The following is a 19,054-nucleotide window of genomic DNA, read 5'->3' as shown; positions in this document are numbered from 1 at the left end:
GAGGTATGTGTTGTGAGTCGTCGTCGCCGCGAGCCTGAAGAACACGTCAACCATGAACGCTGGCTGGTGTCCTACGCCGACTTCATCACCTTGCTGTTCGCTTTTTTCGTGGTGATGTACTCCATCTCGTCGATCAACGAAGGCAAGTACAAAGTTATCTCCGAAGCGCTGGTGGGCGTGTTCAACGACTCGGACCGCGCCCTCAAGCCCATCCCCATTGGTGACGAACGCCCGAAGACCGTGACCCCGGCCAAGCCCCTGGTCAAGGATAGCGATGAAACCGACGCCGGCGTCAGTGGCGGCAGCGATCCGCTCAAAAGCATCGCCGATGACATCAGCGCCGCCTTTGGCGACCTGATCAGCTCCAACCAGATGACTATTCGCGGCAACGAGTTGTGGGTCGAAATCGAGCTCAACTCCAGCCTGCTGTTCGCCAGCGCCGACGCCATGCCCAGCGATATGGCCTTCACCATTATCGACAAGGTGGCGACGATTTTGAAACCTTTCGACAACCCGATCCACGTCGAAGGTTTTACCGATAACCTGCCCATCAGCACGGCGCAGTACCCGACCAACTGGGAACTGTCCTCGGCCCGCTCGGCGAGCATTGTGCGCATGATGGCGATGCAGGGTGTGAACCCAGGGCGCCTGGCGTCTGTGGGTTATGGCGAGTTCCAGCCAGTGGCCAATAACGCCACTGCCGAAGGCCGCGCGCGCAACCGCCGGGTGGTGTTGGTGGTGTCACGCAACCTGGATGTGCGCCGCAGCTTGACCGGCACCGGCACCGCCAATGCGCGACCGGATGCCGCATTGAAGCGGGCTGGCACACAAACTGCACCGACGCCTGTAAAGCCGCCGGGTCGAGAGAGTGCCGTCAATTCTCCGTCACCGGTTCTATAACCCCATGCTATTTCTCGGTCGAGCCTGTGCCTGCCGGGAGGAACAATCCGAATGAGAGTCTGGGCAGTTGCCAATCAAAAGGGTGGAGTCGGCAAGACCACCACCTCCATCGCCTTAGCCGGCTTGCTGGCCGAGGCGGGCAAGCGTGTGGTCGTGATCGACCTGGACCCCCATGGCTCGATGACCAGCTATTTCGGCTACGATCCCGACGCTCTGGAGCACAGCTGCTACGACCTGTTCCTGCACAAGGGCAGCGTACCCACCGGCTTGCCGGGGCAACTGCTACTGCCCACCAGTCATGACAAGGTTTCCCTGTTGCCGTCCAGCACCGCCCTGGCCACCCTTGAGCGCCAGTCGCCGGGGCAGAGCGGCTTGGGCCTGGTCATCGCCAAGACCCTGGCGCAACTGTGGCAAGACTTCGACTACGCCATTATCGACAGCCCGCCGTTGCTCGGCGTGCTGATGGTCAACGCCCTGGCGGCGAGCCAGCAACTGGTGATTCCGGTACAGACCGAGCACCTGGCAGTCAAAGGCCTGGAGCGGATGGTCAGCACCCTGGCGATGATCAACCGTTCGCGCAAACAGGCGCTGCCCTACAGCATTGTCCCGACGTTGTTTGACCGTCGCACCCAGGCGTCCCTCGGCACCTTGCGCGTTTTACGCGATGCCTATCCAGAGACCATCTGGCAAGGCTATATCCCGGTGGACACCCGGTTGCGCGATGCCAGCCGTGCCGGGCTTGTACCTTCGCAGTTCGACGGTAAAAGCCGTGGCGTGCTGGCGTATCGGGCATTGCTCAAGCACTTGCTGTCGCAGCAGCTTGTTGCGCAGGTGGCGTGAGATGACCGTGAATTCAAGTCTGCGGGCCATTGTGCCGATAACCTTTGAATACAGGGTTAACGGGGCTTGCGCGTGGGCATACAGATGAATCGTCCTGTCGACCTCAAGACCCGGCCGCAGCTGGCTTTGCAGTCCTATCTGGACGCGTTGTTGCAGGATGCGACCGAGGATGAATTGCCTGAGCCGATCCTGGTGCTGGACGAAGTCGTCGAGCTGCCAAGCGTCGAGCCGGAAACCGTCCTGGATGAGTTTCAACTGGCCGTATTGGAAGAGCAGGCCCGTGATGCCCTGGTTGTTCCGGTTCAGGCTCCAGTGACGAAACCTGCCAAGGAGGCGCCTGCGCCTTTGGCACTGGTGCCGTCTGTTGTGGTGACACCGGTGGCTGATGTTCACCTGCCGCCGAGCATCACCCCGCCGCCAGTAGAGGGCGATGGCCGGCCAGTCTGGGCCGCCGAGCCGTTCGAGTGCCTGCTGTTCGACGTGGCTGGTTTGACCCTGGCGGTGCCGTTAGTGTGCCTGGGTTCGATTTACTCGCTGGAAGGCCAGGAGCTGACACCGCTGTTCGGTCAGCCAGAATGGTTCCTCGGCATTTTGCCGAGCCAGGCAGGCAACCTGAAGGTGCTGGACACCGCGCGCTGGGTCATGCCTGACCGGTATCGCGATGATTTTCGCCAGGGCCTGCAATACGTGATCTCGGTCCAGGGCTACGAGTGGGGGCTGGCGGTGCATCAAGTCAGCCGCTCGCTGCGCCTGGACCCCAACGAAATCAAATGGCGCAGCCACCGTGGCCAGCGGCCATGGCTGGCGGGCACCGTGATCGAACATATGTGCGCGTTGCTGGACGTCGCCGAACTGGCGGAGCTGATTGCCAGCGGCGCGGTTAAAGCTATGCCGGGTAACAAACGTACTTGAATAAAAAAGCGCAGCACCGTTGTGCTGCCTACGAACACACACCGTTATCAACGGTTCTTGAAGGGGTCAGGGTATGAACAAGTCAGCGTCCGCACAGGGTTTGGATGATCCGATCCTGCAATGGGTTACCTTCAAACTGGACAACGAGTCCTACGGCATCAACGTGATGCGCGTGCAGGAAGTGCTGCGCTACACTGAAATCGCCCCGGTGCCGGGCGCGCCAAGCTACGTGCTGGGTATCATCAACCTGCGCGGCAACGTGGTGACGGTCATCGACACCCGCCAGCGCTTCGGCTTGATCCCGACCGAAGTCAACGACAACACCCGTATCGTTATCATCGAAGCCGACAAGCAAGTGGTCGGGATCATGGTCGACAGCGTCGCTGAGGTGGTTTACCTGCGTCAATCGGAAGTGGAAACTGCGCCGAACGTCGGTAACGAAGAATCTGCCAAGTTCATCCAGGGCGTGTGCAACAAGAACGGCGAACTGCTGATTCTGGTTGAGCTGGACAAGATGATGAGCGAAGAAGAATGGTCGGATCTGGAGAACATCTGATTGATCCTTGAGGTAGCGGTGATCGTCCTGGCCCTGCTGTGGGTCGGGACACTGGTTATTTTGCTGCGCTACATGCGCCAGCAACGCGAATTGACCCTGCAACAGGCCGAGCGCGATGCTGTGCGCGACCAGCGCATGCGTGAACTGGCCAAGCGAGTCGACAACTACCAGCAAAGCGCTGTGCGCGTCGGGGAGGACGTGCACGAGTTGCGTTCAGTGCTGGCGCCATTGCCGGACAAACTGGCTGCGCTTGAACAGCGCGATCCGTCGAACCTGTCTTTTGCCCAAGCGGCGAAGTTGGTGGGCATGGGCGCTACGGTCGATGAGCTGACCCAGTCCTGCGGCTTGACCCAGGCTGAGGCACAGTTGATGAGTAAGTTGCACAAGAGCTGACATGGATTTTTGGTTGTAACGATCAAATTGTCGACAAAAAAACCGCTGACCAGACTGGCTCAGCGGTTTTTTATTGTTGATCATTCAATCTGGGCAAATCGCTCTATTTTTGGTTGCTCCCGATGCTCCGCCTGCCACAGGTCGTAACCACTTTGCATCGACAGCCACAATCGCGCGGTGCTGATGCCTGCTCGTTCCAGCCTTACCGCAAGGTCAGGGCTGACTGGGGCATGACCATGCAGGATTCTTGAGAAAGTTTCTCTGGCGAAGCCGAGGCGACGAGCCACTTCCGTGATGGTCATTCCCAATCCGGGGATCACGTCCTCAAGAAGAATTTCTCCTGGGTGAGGAGGGTTGTGCATACCCATATAGGTACCTCTACTCAGTGGTAATCAAGATAATCAACGAGTTCGACCTGGTCATCGAGCATGCGAAAAATGATGCGCCAGTTGCCACTGATGCTCACAGACCAGTAGTCGACAAGGTCGCCTTTCAGCCGGTGAAAGCGCCAGCCTGGTAATGCCAAGTCACTCCAGTGGCCGGCGCTGTTCAGAATCAGCAAGGCGCGACGCAAGCGATTTGCATGGTTCGCGTTGATTCCTTTAGTTGAGCCAGTCTCATAAAACGCCCTGAGGCCTTTATGCTTTCAGCTGACGATCATGGTGCGATTGTGATGTGATGCATCACGCTGCGCAATGACCGCGTATCTGATTGGGTGGACAGGTTCATAACGCCCCGCTGCTGATGTGATTCAAACTACTGAGGCTAGAGGGGCGGGTTCTGAGCGACAACCCTATATGCCTGTCGGAAGACTCCGGGTTGGCCGTCAGCGAGCGCACTCTGAGTCTTCCCGGAGTTATTACCATTGCGCTGGACCTGCTGGTTTTAGGCTTTCTTACCCGTCAGTAAGTTATGTCCTACATGCAGTACAGGGCTCCCCCATTATGTTTCCATCTTGATCAATCAAGGTGCTCCATATGCCTACTAATAGTCTTGGGAATATACCGGTCGCACATCCTGCTGCTTGGGTGCCTGACAGTATCGATAGCAAACAACGCAGTGACGATCTGAGGCTTAAGAGCAACACCGCAAATGGCCATTTGGGCTGTGGCCTCCATGACGCAGGATTGGCTTACATCAACCAAGACAACTCCCGGTCAGTGTTGAGCAATCTGCTAAAGCTTGCGCGCGGCGAAAATACCTATAACGCCCGCCTGGCTTGCCTGAAAGCAGATCCCAGCATCGAGTCATGGCAGGCACTTACCCGCGATCCCGAGGCGCTGAAGGCTCTGCAAAAAAGCGACTGGGGTGGCTTTACAGCGCGCTTGATGGCCCCCGGCGTCTGGCTGCCGGAAGTCGATAGCCTCAATGCCAATATTCTGAAAAACCTCACCACCACATTGAGCAGCCAATACGCGGCAACCTTCCAGTCATTGCTGCTCGGCCCGGACCCCATCGAGAAAAAAGACATTGCGATTGTTCGGGGTGCGCCTTCGGCGGGTAAAACGTCGTTCCTGAAGGGCCGATTTGCCTTGGGCGCCGACGATGTCAAAAACATGATCCAAAATCGTCTGCCAGGCCTGACGATGCCCCAGGTTCACACCCAGGGGGCCGCTCTTTTGCAAAGTTTTCTGGGTTCAATGGAGCGCAAGTTTGATCAGGCGCTGACCCGCGATGCGCTTTATCTGTGGCCCAAAGACTTTGATGGCAAGCTGGGCGTAGCGGTATCCAGAGGCGAGCAAAAAGTGGCGGTGCACGATATTCAGGTGGACTTGGCTACCTTGTGTTGTCGCATCCTCAAGCGCTCCACGGATGAGGCGTTGATGAACTTCGATACCTTGAGCATTTTTTTCAAGGCCTCCCTGGAAAACAGGCAAGGGACTATAGAGTCGGTGGAGAACAACCGCGATGTCGTCAGCGAGTACTCGTTAACCGCCTGGGATGGCACCAAGCCGGTAACGGTCGCCGAACGTGTTCCTGGCTCAAACACCATTGAAGTCAAGGATGCAGCGTTATTTGCCGAGCATGTTGCCCGTGATCCAGCCGCGATATCGGCAGAAATACAACGGGTGCGCGATACCGTGATCGCCCCAGGGTTTATCAACCTGTTTGTTCGCGATCTGGATCCGGCAACGGCGAAGGTATTCACTCAGGCGCTGAGCCGCTATGAAGGCAAGACGTTGAGCCAGGCGCTGGAGTTGCACGCCAACAAGGCACATGTGCCGACTTCGATTGCGGCAAGGGTACTGGAGCAAGTGCTACCGAGTGGATTGCGCTGCGGGAGGGCTCAATAATCGTCCCCACGCTCCGTCACATCCCGCTCCACCGGCCTCGCATCCGGGTCGTACCCCACCGGGAACTTGCCCTTCAACGTCCAGGCAAACGCAATGATCTCAGCGATGGTGCGGTACAACTCCTCGGGGATGCTGTCGCCCAATTCCATCCGCGCCAGCAATTTGACCAGTTCGGCATTTTCATAAATTGGTACTTCATTTTCTCGCGCCAACCTGAGGATGGCTTCGGCGAGGGCGTCGTCGCCCTTGGCGGTCAGGGTTGGCGCGGCTTTGCCGTCGTATTTGAGGGCGATGGCCTGGCGCGGCGGGGTGGGGTTTTTCATGCGGTTTCATCCACCCAGCGTTGCTCAAGCCCGGTTTTCGGGCCACGGGGCGGGGTGCCGAGGTGGCAATCGAGGTCGCCGACGTTGAGCCCAGACGACACCAGGCGCTCGCGCAGGTTACCCAGGTGGCTTTCGATCAGGCTGGCGGTGTAGGGGCGGGTGGCCCAGAGCTGGCTGGAGAGTTTGCCTTGGGTCAGTTGCGCCTGGACCTGCAATGGGCCTAAGGGCTCCATGTCGAAGGCCAGTTCCACGCGCCAGAGCATCTTTTTCGCGTCCCGTTCGATCTTGCGTTCGGGCTGTTCCTTGTCTGGCGCCGGTTCTTCACGCTGGAACTTGACCTGCAAGGGCACGATGTCTTGCAAGGTGCGCATGGGGATTTCCAGTTGCCAGGTGGTTTGCAGCCGCCCATCGGCGGTGGTGCCGGTTTGTTCCAGGCTCGACAGTTGATGGCTCTGCAAGCGGGAGATGGCGCCGGCGGCCAGGCGCAGCAGGTTTTCCAGGCTGCCTTCGCCTTCCAGGCGTTGCATCAACCGTTCAGGCAAGGGAAAGCCGCCGGGGGAGGGCTTCGCACCAACCTGGCCGAGGGTGCCTAACGGGCTGCGTACGAAGCTGGGCAGCATTTGGGCAAGAGTGTTGGCCGCCAGGATCGCATTGAGGTTGGTGCTGGCGGGCAGGGCTGGCATCAACTCTGCCACCAGCCGCAGCAGGCTGCCTTTCATGTCGAGGGGCGGCACCTGTGGATTCTGTCCCGCCAGTAATTTTGCTTCGAGAAACACACCGCTGTTCTGTAGCAACTGAGCCAAGGCCTTGGGATTGCTGACTTGCGCCAAGTCCGGCAATCCGGCCAGTAAACGCTCCACGGCAGCGCGCAGTTCCACCGGCGTGTCGTCGCTGCGGGGCAGGTTTTGCAGGGCCTTGAGCACGCCCTCCAGGGAGCCCTGGCGGCTCTGCTGGGTGGCGAGTTGTTGGCTGACGGCCAGTTGATCCCGGCGATTGCTCAGGGGCACGAAACTCAAGGTCTGCGCATCCTGGATCACGGCGCTGAGCAGACTGCCAACCCGTAGCGGCTGTGGGCTTTCGAGGGTCAGGGTCGCGCCGCTCAGGGCATTGTTGAGCACCGAGATCAGCGAACGAAAGAGCGCAGGCTGCCCGGCACCCTGGGGCAAGGCCTGGCTGGTCAGCACTTTGGCTTGCAGCAATGTGCCTACTGGCAATTGGTTGGTGTCGATGCGGGTGAGAGCGGCTACGTTGGCGCTGAGGGCCTGTTGCAGGCTGATGGCCAGGTCGCCCGATGAGGTCTGGCTCACTGCCACATTGCTGCCCAACGGCAGCGGTTGGGTGCTGTTGGCCTGCACCAGGGTTTGTCGGCCGCCCTCCAGGGTCAGCTTGAGCAACAACTGAAAGGCTTCGCCACCTTGCTTGAGGGCCAGGACCTCGGCGTTCACAGTTTTTCCGGCATCGATCAGCCCGGTCTGGGGCTCCAGCAGTTTCAGCAATTCACCGACCGCCGGGGCAGGGCGAGGCCCGGCCGGGGCCGCTGGAGGAAGCGTTGGAAGGTTGATGTCACCGGTCATCGCACGCGCCGTCTCAAGGAAATTGCCCTCTTTAGAGTAGGGCATCGCATGTATAATGCCGCCCGTCTTCAAAGAGAGTGTCAAAAACATCACAACTGATTGATCCAACTCTCTAAAACAGGCGGCCAATGCATTTACTTTGCATCTCTATAACGGCCGATCCATTGCCGACTTGAACCGTAAAGGCCCGCGATCTCTTGACCAGCCCTCTTCTAGAAGCCGTAGCGCTCGCTTGTGAGCGCGACCTGCGGATGCTCTTCGAACACCTCGAACTGCGTCTGGCGGCCGGCGACATGGTGCAGATCAGCGGACCCAACGGCAGCGGCAAGACCAGCCTGTTGCGCCTGTTGGCCGGGTTGATGGCGCCAACGGCGGGCGAAGTGCGGCTCAACGGCAAACCCTTGGCCGAACAACGCACAGAGCTGGCCCGCAATCTGTTGTGGATTGGCCATGCGGCGGGGATCAAGGACGTGCTGACGCCCGAGGAAAACCTCAGTTGGCTCAGCGCCCTGCATCACCCGGCAACCCGCGAGTCGATCTGGCAGGCCCTGGCCGCTGTTGGCCTGAAGGGCTTTGAAGATGTTCCCTGTCATACCCTGTCCGCCGGCCAGCAGCGCCGCGTGGCCCTGGCCCGCCTGTATCTGGACGGCCCGCTGCTGTGGATTCTCGACGAACCCTTCACGGCCCTCGATAAACAGGGCGTGGCTCAGTTGGAAGAACACCTGGCCAACCACTGCGAATTGGGCGGCATGGTGATCCTGACCACCCACCATACGCTGACGCGGATGCCGTCCGGTTACCGTGACCTGGACCTGGGACGGTGGTCGGTATGAGTGTCTTCGCCCTGTTGGTCGCCCGTGAAGCGCGGCTGTTGTGTCGCCGTCCGGCAGAACTGGCCAACCCGCTGGTGTTTTTCGCGATTGTCATTGCCTTGTTCCCGTTGGCGGTCGGACCCGAGACTAAACTGTTGCAAACCTTGTCTCCGGGACTGGTCTGGGTAGCAGCCCTTTTGTCCGTCCTGCTCTCGCTGGACGGGCTGTTTCGCAGTGATTTCGAGGATGGTTCCCTGGAGCAGTGGGTCCTTTCGTCGCACCCCCTGCCTCTTCTGGTTCTGGCCAAGGTACTGGCACACTGGGCGTTTTCCGGCCTGGCGTTGGTTTTGCTCGCGCCACTGCTGGCGATGATGCTGGGATTGCCCGCCGAGTGCCTGCCGGTGTTGCTCATGTCATTGTTGCTTGGCACGCCGGTATTGAGTCTTTTGGGAGCCGTCGGTGCGGCACTGACCGTCGGCCTGAAACGGGGAGGCCTGCTGCTGGCCCTGCTGATTTTACCTTTGTATATCCCGGTGTTGATCCTGGGCAGCGGTGCTTTGCAAGCTGCGCTCATGGGCATGCCGGCAACCGGTTACCTCTTGTGGCTTGGTAGCCTGACCGCCCTGGCGGTAACCCTGACACCTTTTGCTATAGCCGCCGGCCTGAAAATAAGCGTCGGCGAATAATGAGGTCTGGCTAATATTTAGCCAGTAAAGACCCTTGGCTTCTTGCACTGCCTTGAAGCAACCGTGATGGACACAGCAATGAACTGGATCTGGTTTCACAAGCTCGGCTCGCCCAAGTGGTTCTATGGCATCAGTGGCAAAATACTGCCATGGCTCAGCGTCGCCGCCGTTTTGCTCATTGGCACCGGCCTGGTCTGGGGCCTGGCCTTCGCGCCGCCGGACTACCAGCAAGGCAACAGCTTTCGCATCATCTACATTCATGTTCCTGCCGCGATGTTGGCCCAGTCCTGCTATGTGATGCTAGCGGTGTGCGGTATCGTCGGCCTGGTGTGGAAGATGAAACTGGCCGACGTCGCCCTGCAATGCGCTGCGCCCATCGGCGCCTGGATGACTGCCGTGGCGCTAGTCACCGGAGCGATCTGGGGCAAACCGACCTGGGGCTCGTGGTGGGTGTGGGATGCTCGACTAACGTCCATGCTGATCCTGCTGTTTCTGTACTTCGGTCTTATTGCGCTGGGCAACGCCATCAGCAATCGTGACAGCGCCGCCAAGGCCTGCGCGGTGTTGGCGATTGTTGGCGTGATCAATATCCCGATCATCAAGTACTCGGTGGAGTGGTGGAACACCCTGCACCAGGGCGCCACCTTCACCCTTACCGAAAAGCCGGCGATGCCCGTGGAAATGTGGGCGCCTTTGCTGCTGATGCTGCTGGGTTTCTACTGCTTCTTCGGCGCCGTGCTGCTGATGCGCATGCGCCTGGAAGTGCTCAAGCGTGAACCCCGCGCCAGTTGGGTCAAGGCCCAAGTACAAAATAGCCTGGGAGCCCGTGGATGAGTTTCGCCTCTTTCAGTGAATTTCTCGCCATGGGCCATCACGGCCTGTATGTCTGGACGGCCTATGGCATCTGCCTGGCGGTGCTGGCCCTCAACGTCGTCGCGCCGATCCTGGCCCGCAAGCGTTACCTGCAACAAGAGGCGCGTCGTCTGCGCCGGGAGACCGATAAGTGAAACCGCTGCGTAGAAAGCGTCTGTTGATCATCCTTGCCATCCTGATAGGCGTCGGCGCTGCCGTCGGCCTGGCCCTGAGTGCCTTGCAGCAGAATATCAATCTGTTCTACACCCCGACCCAGATTGCCAACGGCGAAGCGCCGCAGGGCACGCGCATCCGCGCTGGCGGCATGGTCGAAGCCGGCTCCCTGAAACGTACCGGTGACTCCCTGGACGTCCAGTTCGTGGTCACCGACTTCAATAAGTCCGTAACCATCACCTACCGCGGCATCCTCCCGGACCTGTTCCGCGAAGGCCAGGGCATCGTTGCCCTGGGCAAGATCAACGCCGACGGCGTGGTGGTGGCCGATGAAGTGCTGGCCAAGCACGATGAAAAGTACATGCCGCCGGAAGTGACCAAAGCGTTGAAAGACAGCGGTCAATCGGCCCCAACCCCTGCCAAGGAGGGCTAAGCGATGACGTCAGCACTTTATATTCCAGAGCTGGGCCAACTGGCGATGATCCTCGCCCTGTGCTTCGCCGTGGTCCAGGCTATCGTCCCGTTGCTGGGCGCCTGGCGCGGTGATCGCCTGTGGATGAGCCTGGCCCAGCCAGCCGCCTGGGGCCAGTTCGCCTTTCTCGCCTTTGCCTTTGGCTGCCTGACCTACGCGTTCATGACTGACGACTTTTCTGTCGCCTACGTCGCCAGTAACTCCAACACCGCCTTGCCCTGGTACTACAAGTTCAGCGCTGTGTGGGGTGCCCACGAAGGCTCTCTGCTGCTGTGGGCACTGATCCTCGGCGGCTGGACCTTTGCCGTGTCGATATTCTCCCGGCAGTTGCCCCAAGTGATGCTGGCCCGGGTGCTGGCGGTGATGGGCATGATCAGCATCGGCTTCCTGCTGTTTTTGATCATGACCTCCAACCCGTTCACGCGGCTTCTGCCGCAAATTCCGACGAACGGGAACGACCTCAACCCGCTGTTGCAAGACATCGGCCTGATCGTCCACCCGCCGATGCTCTACATGGGTTATGTCGGTTTCTCCGTGGCCTTCGCCTTCGCCATTGCCGCACTCTTGGGCGGGCGTCTCGATGCAGCCTGGGCGCGCTGGTCGCGGCCATGGACCATCGTCGCCTGGGCCTTCCTCGGCATCGGCATTACGTTGGGCTCCTGGTGGGCCTACTACGAACTCGGCTGGGGCGGCTGGTGGTTCTGGGACCCGGTGGAAAACGCGTCTTTCATGCCCTGGCTGGTGGGCACGGCGCTGATTCACTCGTTGGCCGTCACTGAAAAACGTGGCGTATTCAAGAGCTGGACCGTGTTGCTGGCCATCGCCGCGTTCTCCCTGAGCTTGCTGGGGACTTTCCTGGTGCGTTCCGGTGTGCTGACCTCCGTCCACGCTTTCGCATCCGACCCCGAGCGCGGCGTGTTCATCCTGATCTTCCTGCTGTTCGTGGTCGGCGGCTCATTGACCCTGTTTGCCTTGCGCGCGCCGGTGGTCAAGAGCCACGTCGGCTTCAACCTCTGGTCGCGGGAAACCCTATTGCTAGGCAACAACCTGGTGCTGGTGGTAGCAGCATCGATGATCCTGCTGGGCACCCTGTACCCGCTGGTGCTCGATGCCCTGACCGGCGCCAAGCTGTCCGTCGGCCCGCCGTACTTCAACGCGTTGTTCATCCCATTGATGGGCCTGCTGATGGTGGTGATGGCGGTCGGCATGCTGGTGCGCTGGAAAGACACCCCAGTGAAATGGCTGGTGGGCATGTTGACCCCGGTGCTGCTGGGCAGCGCCGCGCTGGCAGTGGTGGCCGGGATTGCCTACGGCGACTTCAACTGGGCGGTACTGGCGACCTTCATGCTCGCCGCCTGGGTATTGCTGGCCGGCGTACGCGACATTTTCGACAAGACCCGCCACAAAGGCCTGATCAAAGGCTTGCCAAGCTTGACCCGCAGCTACTGGGGCATGCAGGTCGCACACATCGGCATCGCCGTTTGCGCCCTGGGCGTGGTGTTGTCCAGCCAGAACAGTGCCGAGCGCGACCTGCGCCTGGCGCCGGGCGAATCCATGGACCTGGGTGGTTACCAGTTTGTCTTCGAGGGTGCCAAGCACTTCGAAGGGCCAAACTTCACCTCCGACAAGGGCACCGTGCGCGTAATTCGCAACGGCAAGGAAATTTCGGTACTGCACCCGGAAAAACGTTTGTACACCGTGCAAAATTCGGTGATGACCGAGGCAGGGATCGACGCCGGATTCACCCGTGACCTCTACGTCGCCCTGGGCGAGCCGTTGGGCGATGGCGCCTGGGCCGTGCGGGTCCACGTCAAACCGTTCGTGCGCTGGATCTGGTTCGGCGCCCTGCTCACCGGGTTCGGTGGCTTGCTGGCAGCGATGGACCGGCGTTACCGAGTCAAGGTCAAGAGCCAGGTGCGTGAAGCTCTTGGTATGCAGGGAGCAGCAGTATGAAGCGTTGGTTGATGGTGTTGCCGCTGGCGGTGTTCCTGCTGGTGGCGGTGTTCCTGTATCGCGGGCTGTATCTGGACCCGACCGAGTTGCCTTCGGCGATGATCGGCAAGCCGTTCCCGGCGTTCTCGTTGCCTACGGTGCAGGGTGACAAAACCCTGACCCAGGCCGACCTGGTCGGCAAGCCTGCGCTGGTCAATGTCTGGGCCACCTGGTGCATTTCCTGTCGTGTCGAGCACCCGGTGCTGAACAAACTGGCCGAGCAGGGCGTGGTGATCTACGGCGTCAACTACAAGGATGACAACGCGGCGGCCTTGAAGTGGTTGGCAGAGTTCCACAATCCGTACCAGATGGATATACGCGACGAAGATGGCAATCTCGGCTTGAACCTCGGCGTCTACGGTGCCCCGGAAACCTTCTTCATCGACGCCAAGGGTGTGATCCGCGACAAGTTCGTCGGCGTGATCGACGAAGTGGTCTGGCGCGAACAACTGGCCGCCAAATACCAGGCGCTGGTGGATGAGGCCAAGCCATGAAGCGTTGGTTAGCCGCTGCTGTATTGGGCTTGAGCATGGCCGGCGTGGCCCACGCCGCCATCGATACCTACGAATTTGCCAAGGACGGCGACCGCGAGCGCTTTCGCGAACTGACCAAGGAACTGCGCTGCCCCAAGTGCCAGAACCAGGACATCGCCGACTCCAACGCGCCAATCGCTGCCGACCTGCGCAAAGAGATCTTCCGCATGCTCGGCGAGGGCAAGGACAATCAGCAGATCATCGACTTCATGGTCGACCGCTACGGTGAGTTCGTGCGCTACAGACCGGCCCTCACCGGCAAGACCGCGCTGCTCTGGTTCGGCCCTGCCGGGCTGTTGCTGGGCGGGCTGGTGATCATTGTCGTGATCATCCGCCGCCGTCGCGCCGCCCCGGCCGAAGGGTCGGACACGCTTTCCGTCGATGAGCGTCAACGCCTCGACCAACTGCTGGACAAAAAAACTGATGATTGATTTCTGGCTCGCAGCAGGTCTGTTGCTTTTGGTTGCCTTGAGTTTCCTGTTGATCCCGGTTTTGCGCGGCCGCCGTGCCCAGCGTGAAGAGGACCGCACTGCGCTGAACGTGGCGCTCTACCAGGAACGCGTGGCGGAACTGCAAACCCAGCAGGACGAAGGTGTGCTCAATGCGGCGCAACTGGATACCGGTCGCGCTGAAGCTGCCCGTGAGTTGCTGGCGGATACCGAGGGCGTTGAAAAGCCTCGGGAATCGCGTCTGGGCAAGCCGTTGCCGTTGTTGGCCGCTTTTCTCGTGCCGGTGTTGGGCGTTGCCCTGTACTTGCATTACGGCGCCAGCGACAAGGTCGAACTGACCCGCGAATTTTCCCAGCCACCGGTGTCCATGGAAGACATGATCCAGCGCCTGGAGCGGGCTGCCGAAGCGCAGCCGGATTCGCCGGAAGGCTTGTACTTCCTCGGCCGCGCCTACATGGCCCAGGACCGTTCGGCAGATGCCGCAAAAGTCTTCGAACGTACCGTCGCATTGGCGGGCCGTCAGCCGGAACTGCTGGGGCAATGGGCTCAGGCGCAGTACTTTGCCGACAACAAACAATGGTCGCCCAAGATTCAGGCCTTGACCGATGAAGCGTTGAAGCTGGATCCGAAGGAAGTCACCAGCCTCGGCCTGCTCGGTATTGCCGCCTTTGAAGGCCAGCGTTATCAGGAGGCGATTGATTACTGGAACCGCCTGCTGGCCCTACTGCCACCGCAAGACAACTCCCGTGCGGCGCTGCAAGGTGGGATTGATCGCGCGGCAGAGAAGTTGAAAGAGGGCGGCGGGGCCGTGGCACCGGTCAAGGTTGGCGCGGTGCTCAAGGTTCGCGTCGATCTATCTGCTGATGTGAAGGCCAAGGCCTTGCCGGGCGACAGCGTGTTCATCTTCGCCCGCGCCGTTAAAGGTCCGCCTGCGCCATTGGCGGCCAAGCGTGTCACCGTGGCCGATCTGCCGATCACCGTCGAACTGGGCGACGCCGACGCGATGATGCCGCAGTTGAAACTGTCCAACTTTCCCGAAGTCCAACTGGTTGCGCGCATCTCCCGGGCCGGTCAACCGACTGCCGGCGAATGGATCGGCCGCAGCCAACCCTTGGCCAGCAGCACCACGGCGACGCAGCAGTTGACCATCGACAGTCCGGATAAGTAATTTCGAGGAAACGCCCATGACCGCCATCGCTCGTATCACCCTGCTCAGCCTGGTTCTGGGGTTGAGCGCTTGCGCGGTTCATCGGCCTCCCGCGCCCACCGGCCCGACCATCCCGCCGTCGGGGCCGTCGACCCAGCCGGGCACCAAACCTGGTACCAAACCTTCCGGGCCAGTAATTGCACCGCCCAAGGCGCCGCCGAGCAAGTCGGCCACCTTCGCCCCGCCGCCTGGGGCTGCGAGCCATTGGGACGGGAAGATGCAGGTGTATGTGCTGGAAGAGCAGTCAGATACGTTCTACCGCCAGCGCACCTACTACCGCTGGAGCAACGGCTGGAGCCGCTCTATCAGCCCGAACGGGCCTTGGGAAGAGACCGATATCCACGGCGTACCGCCGGGGTTGAGCAAGCAATACGCACAATGAAAAAAGGCGACCTTCGGGTCGCCTTTTTCATTACTGGCTGGAGTGCAACCTGATGATGGGCGAATCCCCTGTGGTGAGGGGGCAAGCCCCCTCGCCACAGTTGCTGGCCCCCCATCCCAACCTTTCATCAAACCTTCATCAAATGGTTTTTCTCCGGTCATGTGCAAGTCATAGGCCTGACACACCCCGCGCTTACTGTCGTTTGAACTCAAATACAGCCACGGACGGCTGTTCAACCAGACAGAGAAGCCCATGACTACAGCTATCCATGTCGATCATCTGAACAAGACCTTTGCGAAGAAGTCCGCATTGGTCGACCTCGAACTCACCATCGCATCCGGTGAGATGGTCGCGCTGATTGGCGCTTCCGGTTCCGGCAAGTCCACGTTGCTGCGCCACCTCGCGGGCCTGGCCTGTTGCGACAAGAGCAACGGCGGCAGCGTCAAGGTACTGGGCCGGGAAGTGCAGGCCAGCGGGCGGTTGAATGGCAAGGTGCGGCGGTTGCGGGCTGATATCGGCTATATCTTCCAGCAGTTCAACTTGGTCAACCGCTTGAGCGTGCTGGACAACGTGCTGCTCGGTTGCCTGGGCCGCATGCCGCGCTGGCGAGGCAACCTCGGCTTGTTCAATACCGAGGAAAAACAGTTCGCGATGGAATCCCTGGCTCGCGTCGGCCTTGCTGATCTGGCCGCTCAGCGCGCCTCCACCCTGTCCGGCGGTCAGCAGCAGCGTGTGGCGATTGCCCGTGCATTGACCCAGCGTGCCGAAGTGATCCTCGCCGACGAACCCATCGCCTCTCTCGACCCGGAGTCAGCGCGCAAGGTTATGGAGATTCTCGCTGATATCAACCGCCGCGACGGCAAGACTGTGGTGGTGACCCTGCATCAAGTCGATTACGCCATGCGTTACTGCCCGCGAGCCGTGGCGCTCAAGGGCGGGCGGATTCATTTCGATGGCCAAGCCTCGCAGATGAGCAGCCAGTTCCTCAATGATTTGTACGGTGCCGACGTCGACACCAGCCTGATGTTTTCCGACCAGTCCCGCCGCACCGAGATCACCCCTCGGCTGGCGCTGGCGCGTGCTTGAAACCCCATCCACGACCCACAGGAATCCCTTCCATGTTGAACCGCATCGGCCACGTGTTTCTGTCCGCCGTCTTGTTGGCAAGTGTCGCGATGGGCAATGCCCAGGCGGCCGACAAAGCCATCAACTTCGGCATCATGTCCACTGAGTCTTCGCAAAACCTCAAGAGCATCTGGCAGCCGTTTCTGGATGACATGCACAAGAAGACCGGCCTGACCATCAACGCCACATTCGCCTCCGACTACGCCGGACTGATCCAGGGCATGCGCTTCAACAAGGTCGACGTCGCCTGGCTGGGCAACAAGGCCGCCATGGAAGCGGTGGACCGCTCCAACGGCGAGATCTTCGCCCAGACCGCCGCTGCCGATGGTGCCGCCGGTTACTGGAGTGTGCTGATCGTGCGCAAGGACAGCCCGATCAACTCTGTGGAAGACATGCTCAAGAATGCGAAGAACCTGACCTTCGGCAACGGTGATCCGAACTCCACCTCGGGCTATCTGGTGCCGGGCTACTACGTGTTCGCCAAGAACCACGTCGACGCCGCTACTGCCTTCAAACGCACCCTCAACTCCAGCCATGAGGTCAACGCCTTGAGCGTTGCCAAGGGGCAGTTGGACGTTGCCACCTTCAACACCGAGAGCTGGGGCCGCCTGGAAGCAACCCAGCCGGACAAGGCCGCGCTGCTCAAGGTGATCTGGAAGTCGCCGCTGATCCCTGCCGACCCGCTGGTGTGGAGCAAGGCGTTGACCGACAGCGAGAAAACCAAGATCCGCGACTTCATCTTCAACTACGGCGACACCGATGAAGAGAAGGTCGTGCTGAAGAACATGCAACTGGGCAAGTTCCTTGCTTCCAGCGATGACCAACTGTTGCCGATCCGCCAGCTGGAACTGTTCAAACAGCGCACGACCATCACCGCCGATGCCAAGCTGGATGCCGCCGACAAGGCCAAGAAACTCGCCGATATCGACGCCGACCTCGCCAAGTTGCAGCAGCGCATTACCGAGTTGGACAAGAAGACCGCAGCCAACGGCTGATCCCCTGGCGCGGCGCAAAAAAAAGCACCGCGCCGCCTTCTGAGAGAGACCCATGACCACTCTGCACGCTGAAGCTGTCGGCAAGCGCACCTGGCCCCAGTACCTCGGTTGGGGCTTGTTCCTGATCGTGCTGGCCTGGGCCTGGAACGGCGCCGAAATGAACCCGCTGGCGCTGTACCGCGATTCCGGAAACATGGCGACCTTCGCCGCCGACTTCTTCCCGCCGGACTTCCATGAATGGCGCTCCTACCTCAAGGAGATGATCGTCACCGTGCAAATTGCCCTCTGGGGCACGGTGCTGGCGATAGTCTGCTCGGTGCCGCTGGGCATTCTCTGCGCCGACAACATTACGCCATGGTGGATTCACCAACCGCTACGCCGGGTGATGGACGCCTTCCGCTCGATCAATGAAATGGTCTTCGCCATGTTGTTCGTGGTTGCGGTCGGCCTCGGTCCTTTTGCCGGTGTTCTGGCCTTGTGGATCAGCACCACTGGCGTCCTCGCCAAGCTGTTTGCCGAAGCCGTCGAAGCCATCGACCCAGGCCCGGTGGAAGGGGTTCGGGCTACCGGTGCCAGTGCCTTGCAAGAGGTGATCTACGGCGTGATCCCGCAAGTGATGCCGCTGTGGGTGTCCTACGCGCTCTACCGCTTTGAAGCCAACGTGCGCTCGGCGACGGTGGTGGGGATGGTTGGTGCTGGTGGGATCGGCGTGATCCTCTGGGAGAATATCCGCGCCTTCCAGTTCGTGCAGACCTGCGCAGTGCTGCTGGTGATCATCGTGGTGGTGAGCATGATCGATGTTCTTTCCCAGCGCCTGCGCAAGCGGTTCATCTGACTCTGGAGGGGTGCCCTTGGGCGCTTTTTTTTAATCATGCAGTTGTCTAGACAAGATGAGCCGGTGTACCGCGAACTCGCAGACATCCTGCGCCGCGAGCTGAGTGACTACCTGGCCGGCGACTTCCTGCCCGCCGAGGTGCAGTTGGCCGAACGCTTCGGCGTCAACCGTCACACCCTGCGCCGGGCCATTGATGAACTGGTGTTCGAAGGCAGCCTGTTGCGCCGCCAAGGCAAAGGCACCCAGGTGCTGGAGCGGCCGCTGATTTACCCGATGGGCGCCGACACCGCTTACAGCCAGTCACTGTCGGCCCAAGGCTTGGGCGTGGAAGCGGTGCTGCTCAAGCGTCGCTATTGCTTCGCCAGTCGCGAAGAAGCCGAGCATCTGGGCATCGCCGAGATGGCGCCGATGATCGAGTTGCAAACCCTGCGCAAGCTTGATCACCAGCCCGTCAGCCTGATCCGCCATCGCTACTGCGCCAGCCGCGCACCGCTGCTGGCGGACTACGTCGGAGGCTCCCTGCGCCATTACTTGCGTGAACGCGACCTGCCGCTGACCCGCACCCTGAGTCTGATCGGTGCCCGTTTGCCCAGCCGCGACGAAGCCGCGCTGCTGATGATGCCTCGGCATTTACCCGCGCTGAGTGTGTTCACCCTTTCCCGCGATCGCGACGGCCACCCGGTGGAGCTTGCGCAGTCCACCAGCCGTTCGGATCGCTTCCAGTACCAGGTAGTGACCTGATGGAGAC

At 60.5% G+C, this 19,054-nt stretch carries 23 protein-coding genes and 1 pseudogene; 20 read left to right on the top strand and 4 right to left on the bottom strand.

The genetic code is table 11. The annotated features are described in order from the left end of the window. Positions 1-12: 12 nt before the first annotated feature. From motD to ACZRJ6_RS21190, 5 genes are all read left to right on the top strand, one after another. Entirely contained in the window at positions 13-900 is an 888-nt protein-coding gene (gene motD, locus ACZRJ6_RS21210) for a flagellar motor protein MotD (RefSeq protein WP_463969634.1), read from the top strand. 51 nt (positions 901-951) lie between these two features. Continuing rightward, on the top strand, positions 952-1,740 hold the full coding sequence (locus ACZRJ6_RS21205; protein ID WP_149411402.1) for a ParA family protein: 789 nt from the start codon (positions 952-954) through the stop codon (positions 1,738-1,740). 84 nt (positions 1,741-1,824) lie between these two features. Continuing rightward, positions 1,825-2,652 carry a CheW domain-containing protein gene (locus ACZRJ6_RS21200; RefSeq protein ID WP_463969635.1) on the top strand — a complete coding sequence of 276 codons (828 nt, stop codon included), beginning with the start codon at positions 1,825-1,827 and terminating at the stop codon, positions 2,650-2,652. A gap of 73 nt (positions 2,653-2,725) precedes the next feature. After that, positions 2,726-3,208, top strand: coding sequence for a chemotaxis protein CheW (locus ACZRJ6_RS21195; protein WP_017849392.1), 483 nt, complete (start codon positions 2,726-2,728; stop codon positions 3,206-3,208). Continuing rightward, on the top strand, positions 3,209-3,601 hold the full coding sequence (locus tag ACZRJ6_RS21190; protein WP_149411404.1) for a DUF2802 domain-containing protein: 393 nt from the start codon (positions 3,209-3,211) through the stop codon (positions 3,599-3,601). An 80-nt stretch (positions 3,602-3,681) separates the two neighbouring features. Here the strand turns inward: ACZRJ6_RS21190 and ACZRJ6_RS21185 are convergent, their stop codons facing one another. After that, positions 3,682-3,969, bottom strand: coding sequence for a HigA family addiction module antitoxin (locus ACZRJ6_RS21185; protein WP_463969636.1), 288 nt, complete (start codon positions 3,967-3,969; stop codon positions 3,682-3,684). A gap of 14 nt (positions 3,970-3,983) precedes the next feature. Next, a pseudogene (locus tag ACZRJ6_RS21180) lies at positions 3,984-4,247 on the bottom strand (type II toxin-antitoxin system RelE/ParE family toxin); the annotation flags it as partial. Between the two features lie 331 nt (positions 4,248-4,578). Here ACZRJ6_RS21180 and ACZRJ6_RS21175 point away from each other — a divergent pair. Further along, positions 4,579-5,895 carry a hypothetical protein gene (locus ACZRJ6_RS21175; RefSeq protein WP_463969637.1) on the top strand — a complete coding sequence of 439 codons (1,317 nt, stop codon included), beginning with the start codon at positions 4,579-4,581 and terminating at the stop codon, positions 5,893-5,895. Here ACZRJ6_RS21175 and ACZRJ6_RS21170 read toward each other — a convergent pair. Beyond that, positions 5,889-6,218, bottom strand: a complete 330-nt coding sequence (locus ACZRJ6_RS21170; RefSeq protein WP_149411405.1) for an EscU/YscU/HrcU family type III secretion system export apparatus switch protein — start codon at positions 6,216-6,218, stop codon at positions 5,889-5,891. The two genes, ACZRJ6_RS21175 and ACZRJ6_RS21170, sit on opposite strands and share 7 nt — an antisense overlap. Further along, entirely contained in the window at positions 6,215-7,792 is a 1,578-nt protein-coding gene (gene fliK / locus ACZRJ6_RS21165; protein WP_463969638.1) for a flagellar hook-length control protein FliK, read from the bottom strand. Before fliK ends, ACZRJ6_RS21170 begins: the two co-directional genes overlap by 4 nt. A gap of 197 nt (positions 7,793-7,989) precedes the next feature. Here fliK and ccmA point away from each other — a divergent pair, with 197 nt between their 5' ends. The 14 genes from ccmA (at position 7,990) to phnF (ending at position 19,047) form a co-directional block, all read left to right on the top strand. Then, positions 7,990-8,625, top strand: coding sequence for a cytochrome c biogenesis heme-transporting ATPase CcmA (gene ccmA, locus ACZRJ6_RS21160; RefSeq protein WP_149411407.1), 636 nt, complete (start codon positions 7,990-7,992; stop codon positions 8,623-8,625). Beyond that, the gene (gene ccmB / locus ACZRJ6_RS21155) at positions 8,622-9,290 is read left to right on the top strand and encodes a heme exporter protein CcmB (RefSeq protein ID WP_133099117.1); all 669 of its coding nucleotides are present in this window, start codon (positions 8,622-8,624) and stop codon (positions 9,288-9,290) included. The genes ccmA and ccmB overlap by 4 nt, the downstream gene beginning before the upstream one ends. Positions 9,291-9,368: 78 nt before the next feature. After that, positions 9,369-10,124, top strand: coding sequence for a heme ABC transporter permease (locus ACZRJ6_RS21150; RefSeq protein ID WP_463969639.1), 756 nt, complete (start codon positions 9,369-9,371; stop codon positions 10,122-10,124). Beyond that, entirely contained in the window at positions 10,121-10,297 is a 177-nt protein-coding gene (gene ccmD / locus ACZRJ6_RS21145; protein ID WP_133099115.1) for a heme exporter protein CcmD, read from the top strand. The genes ACZRJ6_RS21150 and ccmD overlap by 4 nt, the downstream gene beginning before the upstream one ends. Next, on the top strand, positions 10,294-10,749 hold the full coding sequence (ccmE, locus tag ACZRJ6_RS21140; RefSeq protein ID WP_463969640.1) for a cytochrome c maturation protein CcmE: 456 nt from the start codon (positions 10,294-10,296) through the stop codon (positions 10,747-10,749). The genes ccmD and ccmE overlap by 4 nt, the downstream gene beginning before the upstream one ends. Before the next feature lie 3 nt (positions 10,750-10,752). Next, positions 10,753-12,741, top strand: coding sequence for a heme lyase CcmF/NrfE family subunit (locus ACZRJ6_RS21135; protein ID WP_463969641.1), 1,989 nt, complete (start codon positions 10,753-10,755; stop codon positions 12,739-12,741). Further along, on the top strand, positions 12,738-13,274 hold the full coding sequence (locus ACZRJ6_RS21130; protein ID WP_463969642.1) for a DsbE family thiol:disulfide interchange protein: 537 nt from the start codon (positions 12,738-12,740) through the stop codon (positions 13,272-13,274). The genes ACZRJ6_RS21135 and ACZRJ6_RS21130 overlap by 4 nt, the downstream gene beginning before the upstream one ends. After that, on the top strand, positions 13,271-13,744 hold the full coding sequence (locus ACZRJ6_RS21125) for a cytochrome c-type biogenesis protein (RefSeq protein ID WP_463969643.1): 474 nt from the start codon (positions 13,271-13,273) through the stop codon (positions 13,742-13,744). Before ACZRJ6_RS21130 ends, ACZRJ6_RS21125 begins: the two co-directional genes overlap by 4 nt. After that, positions 13,737-14,930: a c-type cytochrome biogenesis protein CcmI gene (gene ccmI, locus ACZRJ6_RS21120; RefSeq protein ID WP_463969644.1), complete on the top strand. Its 1,194-nt coding sequence runs from the start codon at positions 13,737-13,739 to the stop codon at positions 14,928-14,930. Before ACZRJ6_RS21125 ends, ccmI begins: the two co-directional genes overlap by 8 nt. Before the next feature lie 16 nt (positions 14,931-14,946). Then, positions 14,947-15,351 (top strand): hypothetical protein, encoded by a 405-nt coding sequence (locus tag ACZRJ6_RS21115; protein ID WP_463969645.1) that lies wholly within the window; start codon positions 14,947-14,949, stop codon positions 15,349-15,351. A gap of 252 nt (positions 15,352-15,603) precedes the next feature. Next, complete coding sequence (gene phnC, locus ACZRJ6_RS21110) at positions 15,604-16,437, top strand: phosphonate ABC transporter ATP-binding protein (RefSeq protein WP_463969646.1); 834 nt, start codon at positions 15,604-15,606, stop codon at positions 16,435-16,437. Between the two features lie 32 nt (positions 16,438-16,469). Next, a complete protein-coding gene (gene phnD, locus ACZRJ6_RS21105) occupies positions 16,470-17,471 on the top strand; it encodes a phosphonate ABC transporter substrate-binding protein (protein WP_463969647.1) in 1,002 nt (333 codons plus the stop codon). A gap of 52 nt (positions 17,472-17,523) precedes the next feature. Beyond that, positions 17,524-18,306 carry a phosphonate ABC transporter, permease protein PhnE gene (phnE, locus tag ACZRJ6_RS21100; protein WP_463969648.1) on the top strand — a complete coding sequence of 261 codons (783 nt, stop codon included), beginning with the start codon at positions 17,524-17,526 and terminating at the stop codon, positions 18,304-18,306. A 36-nt stretch (positions 18,307-18,342) separates the two neighbouring features. Then, positions 18,343-19,047: a phosphonate metabolism transcriptional regulator PhnF gene (phnF, locus tag ACZRJ6_RS21095; RefSeq protein ID WP_178114422.1), complete on the top strand. Its 705-nt coding sequence runs from the start codon at positions 18,343-18,345 to the stop codon at positions 19,045-19,047. Positions 19,048-19,054: the final 7 nt, after the last annotated feature.

The organism is Pseudomonas sp. C321 (assembly GCF_055407105.1).
Note: the sequence above shows the minus strand (reverse complement) of the source record. Positions and strands in the feature narration are given on the sequence as shown.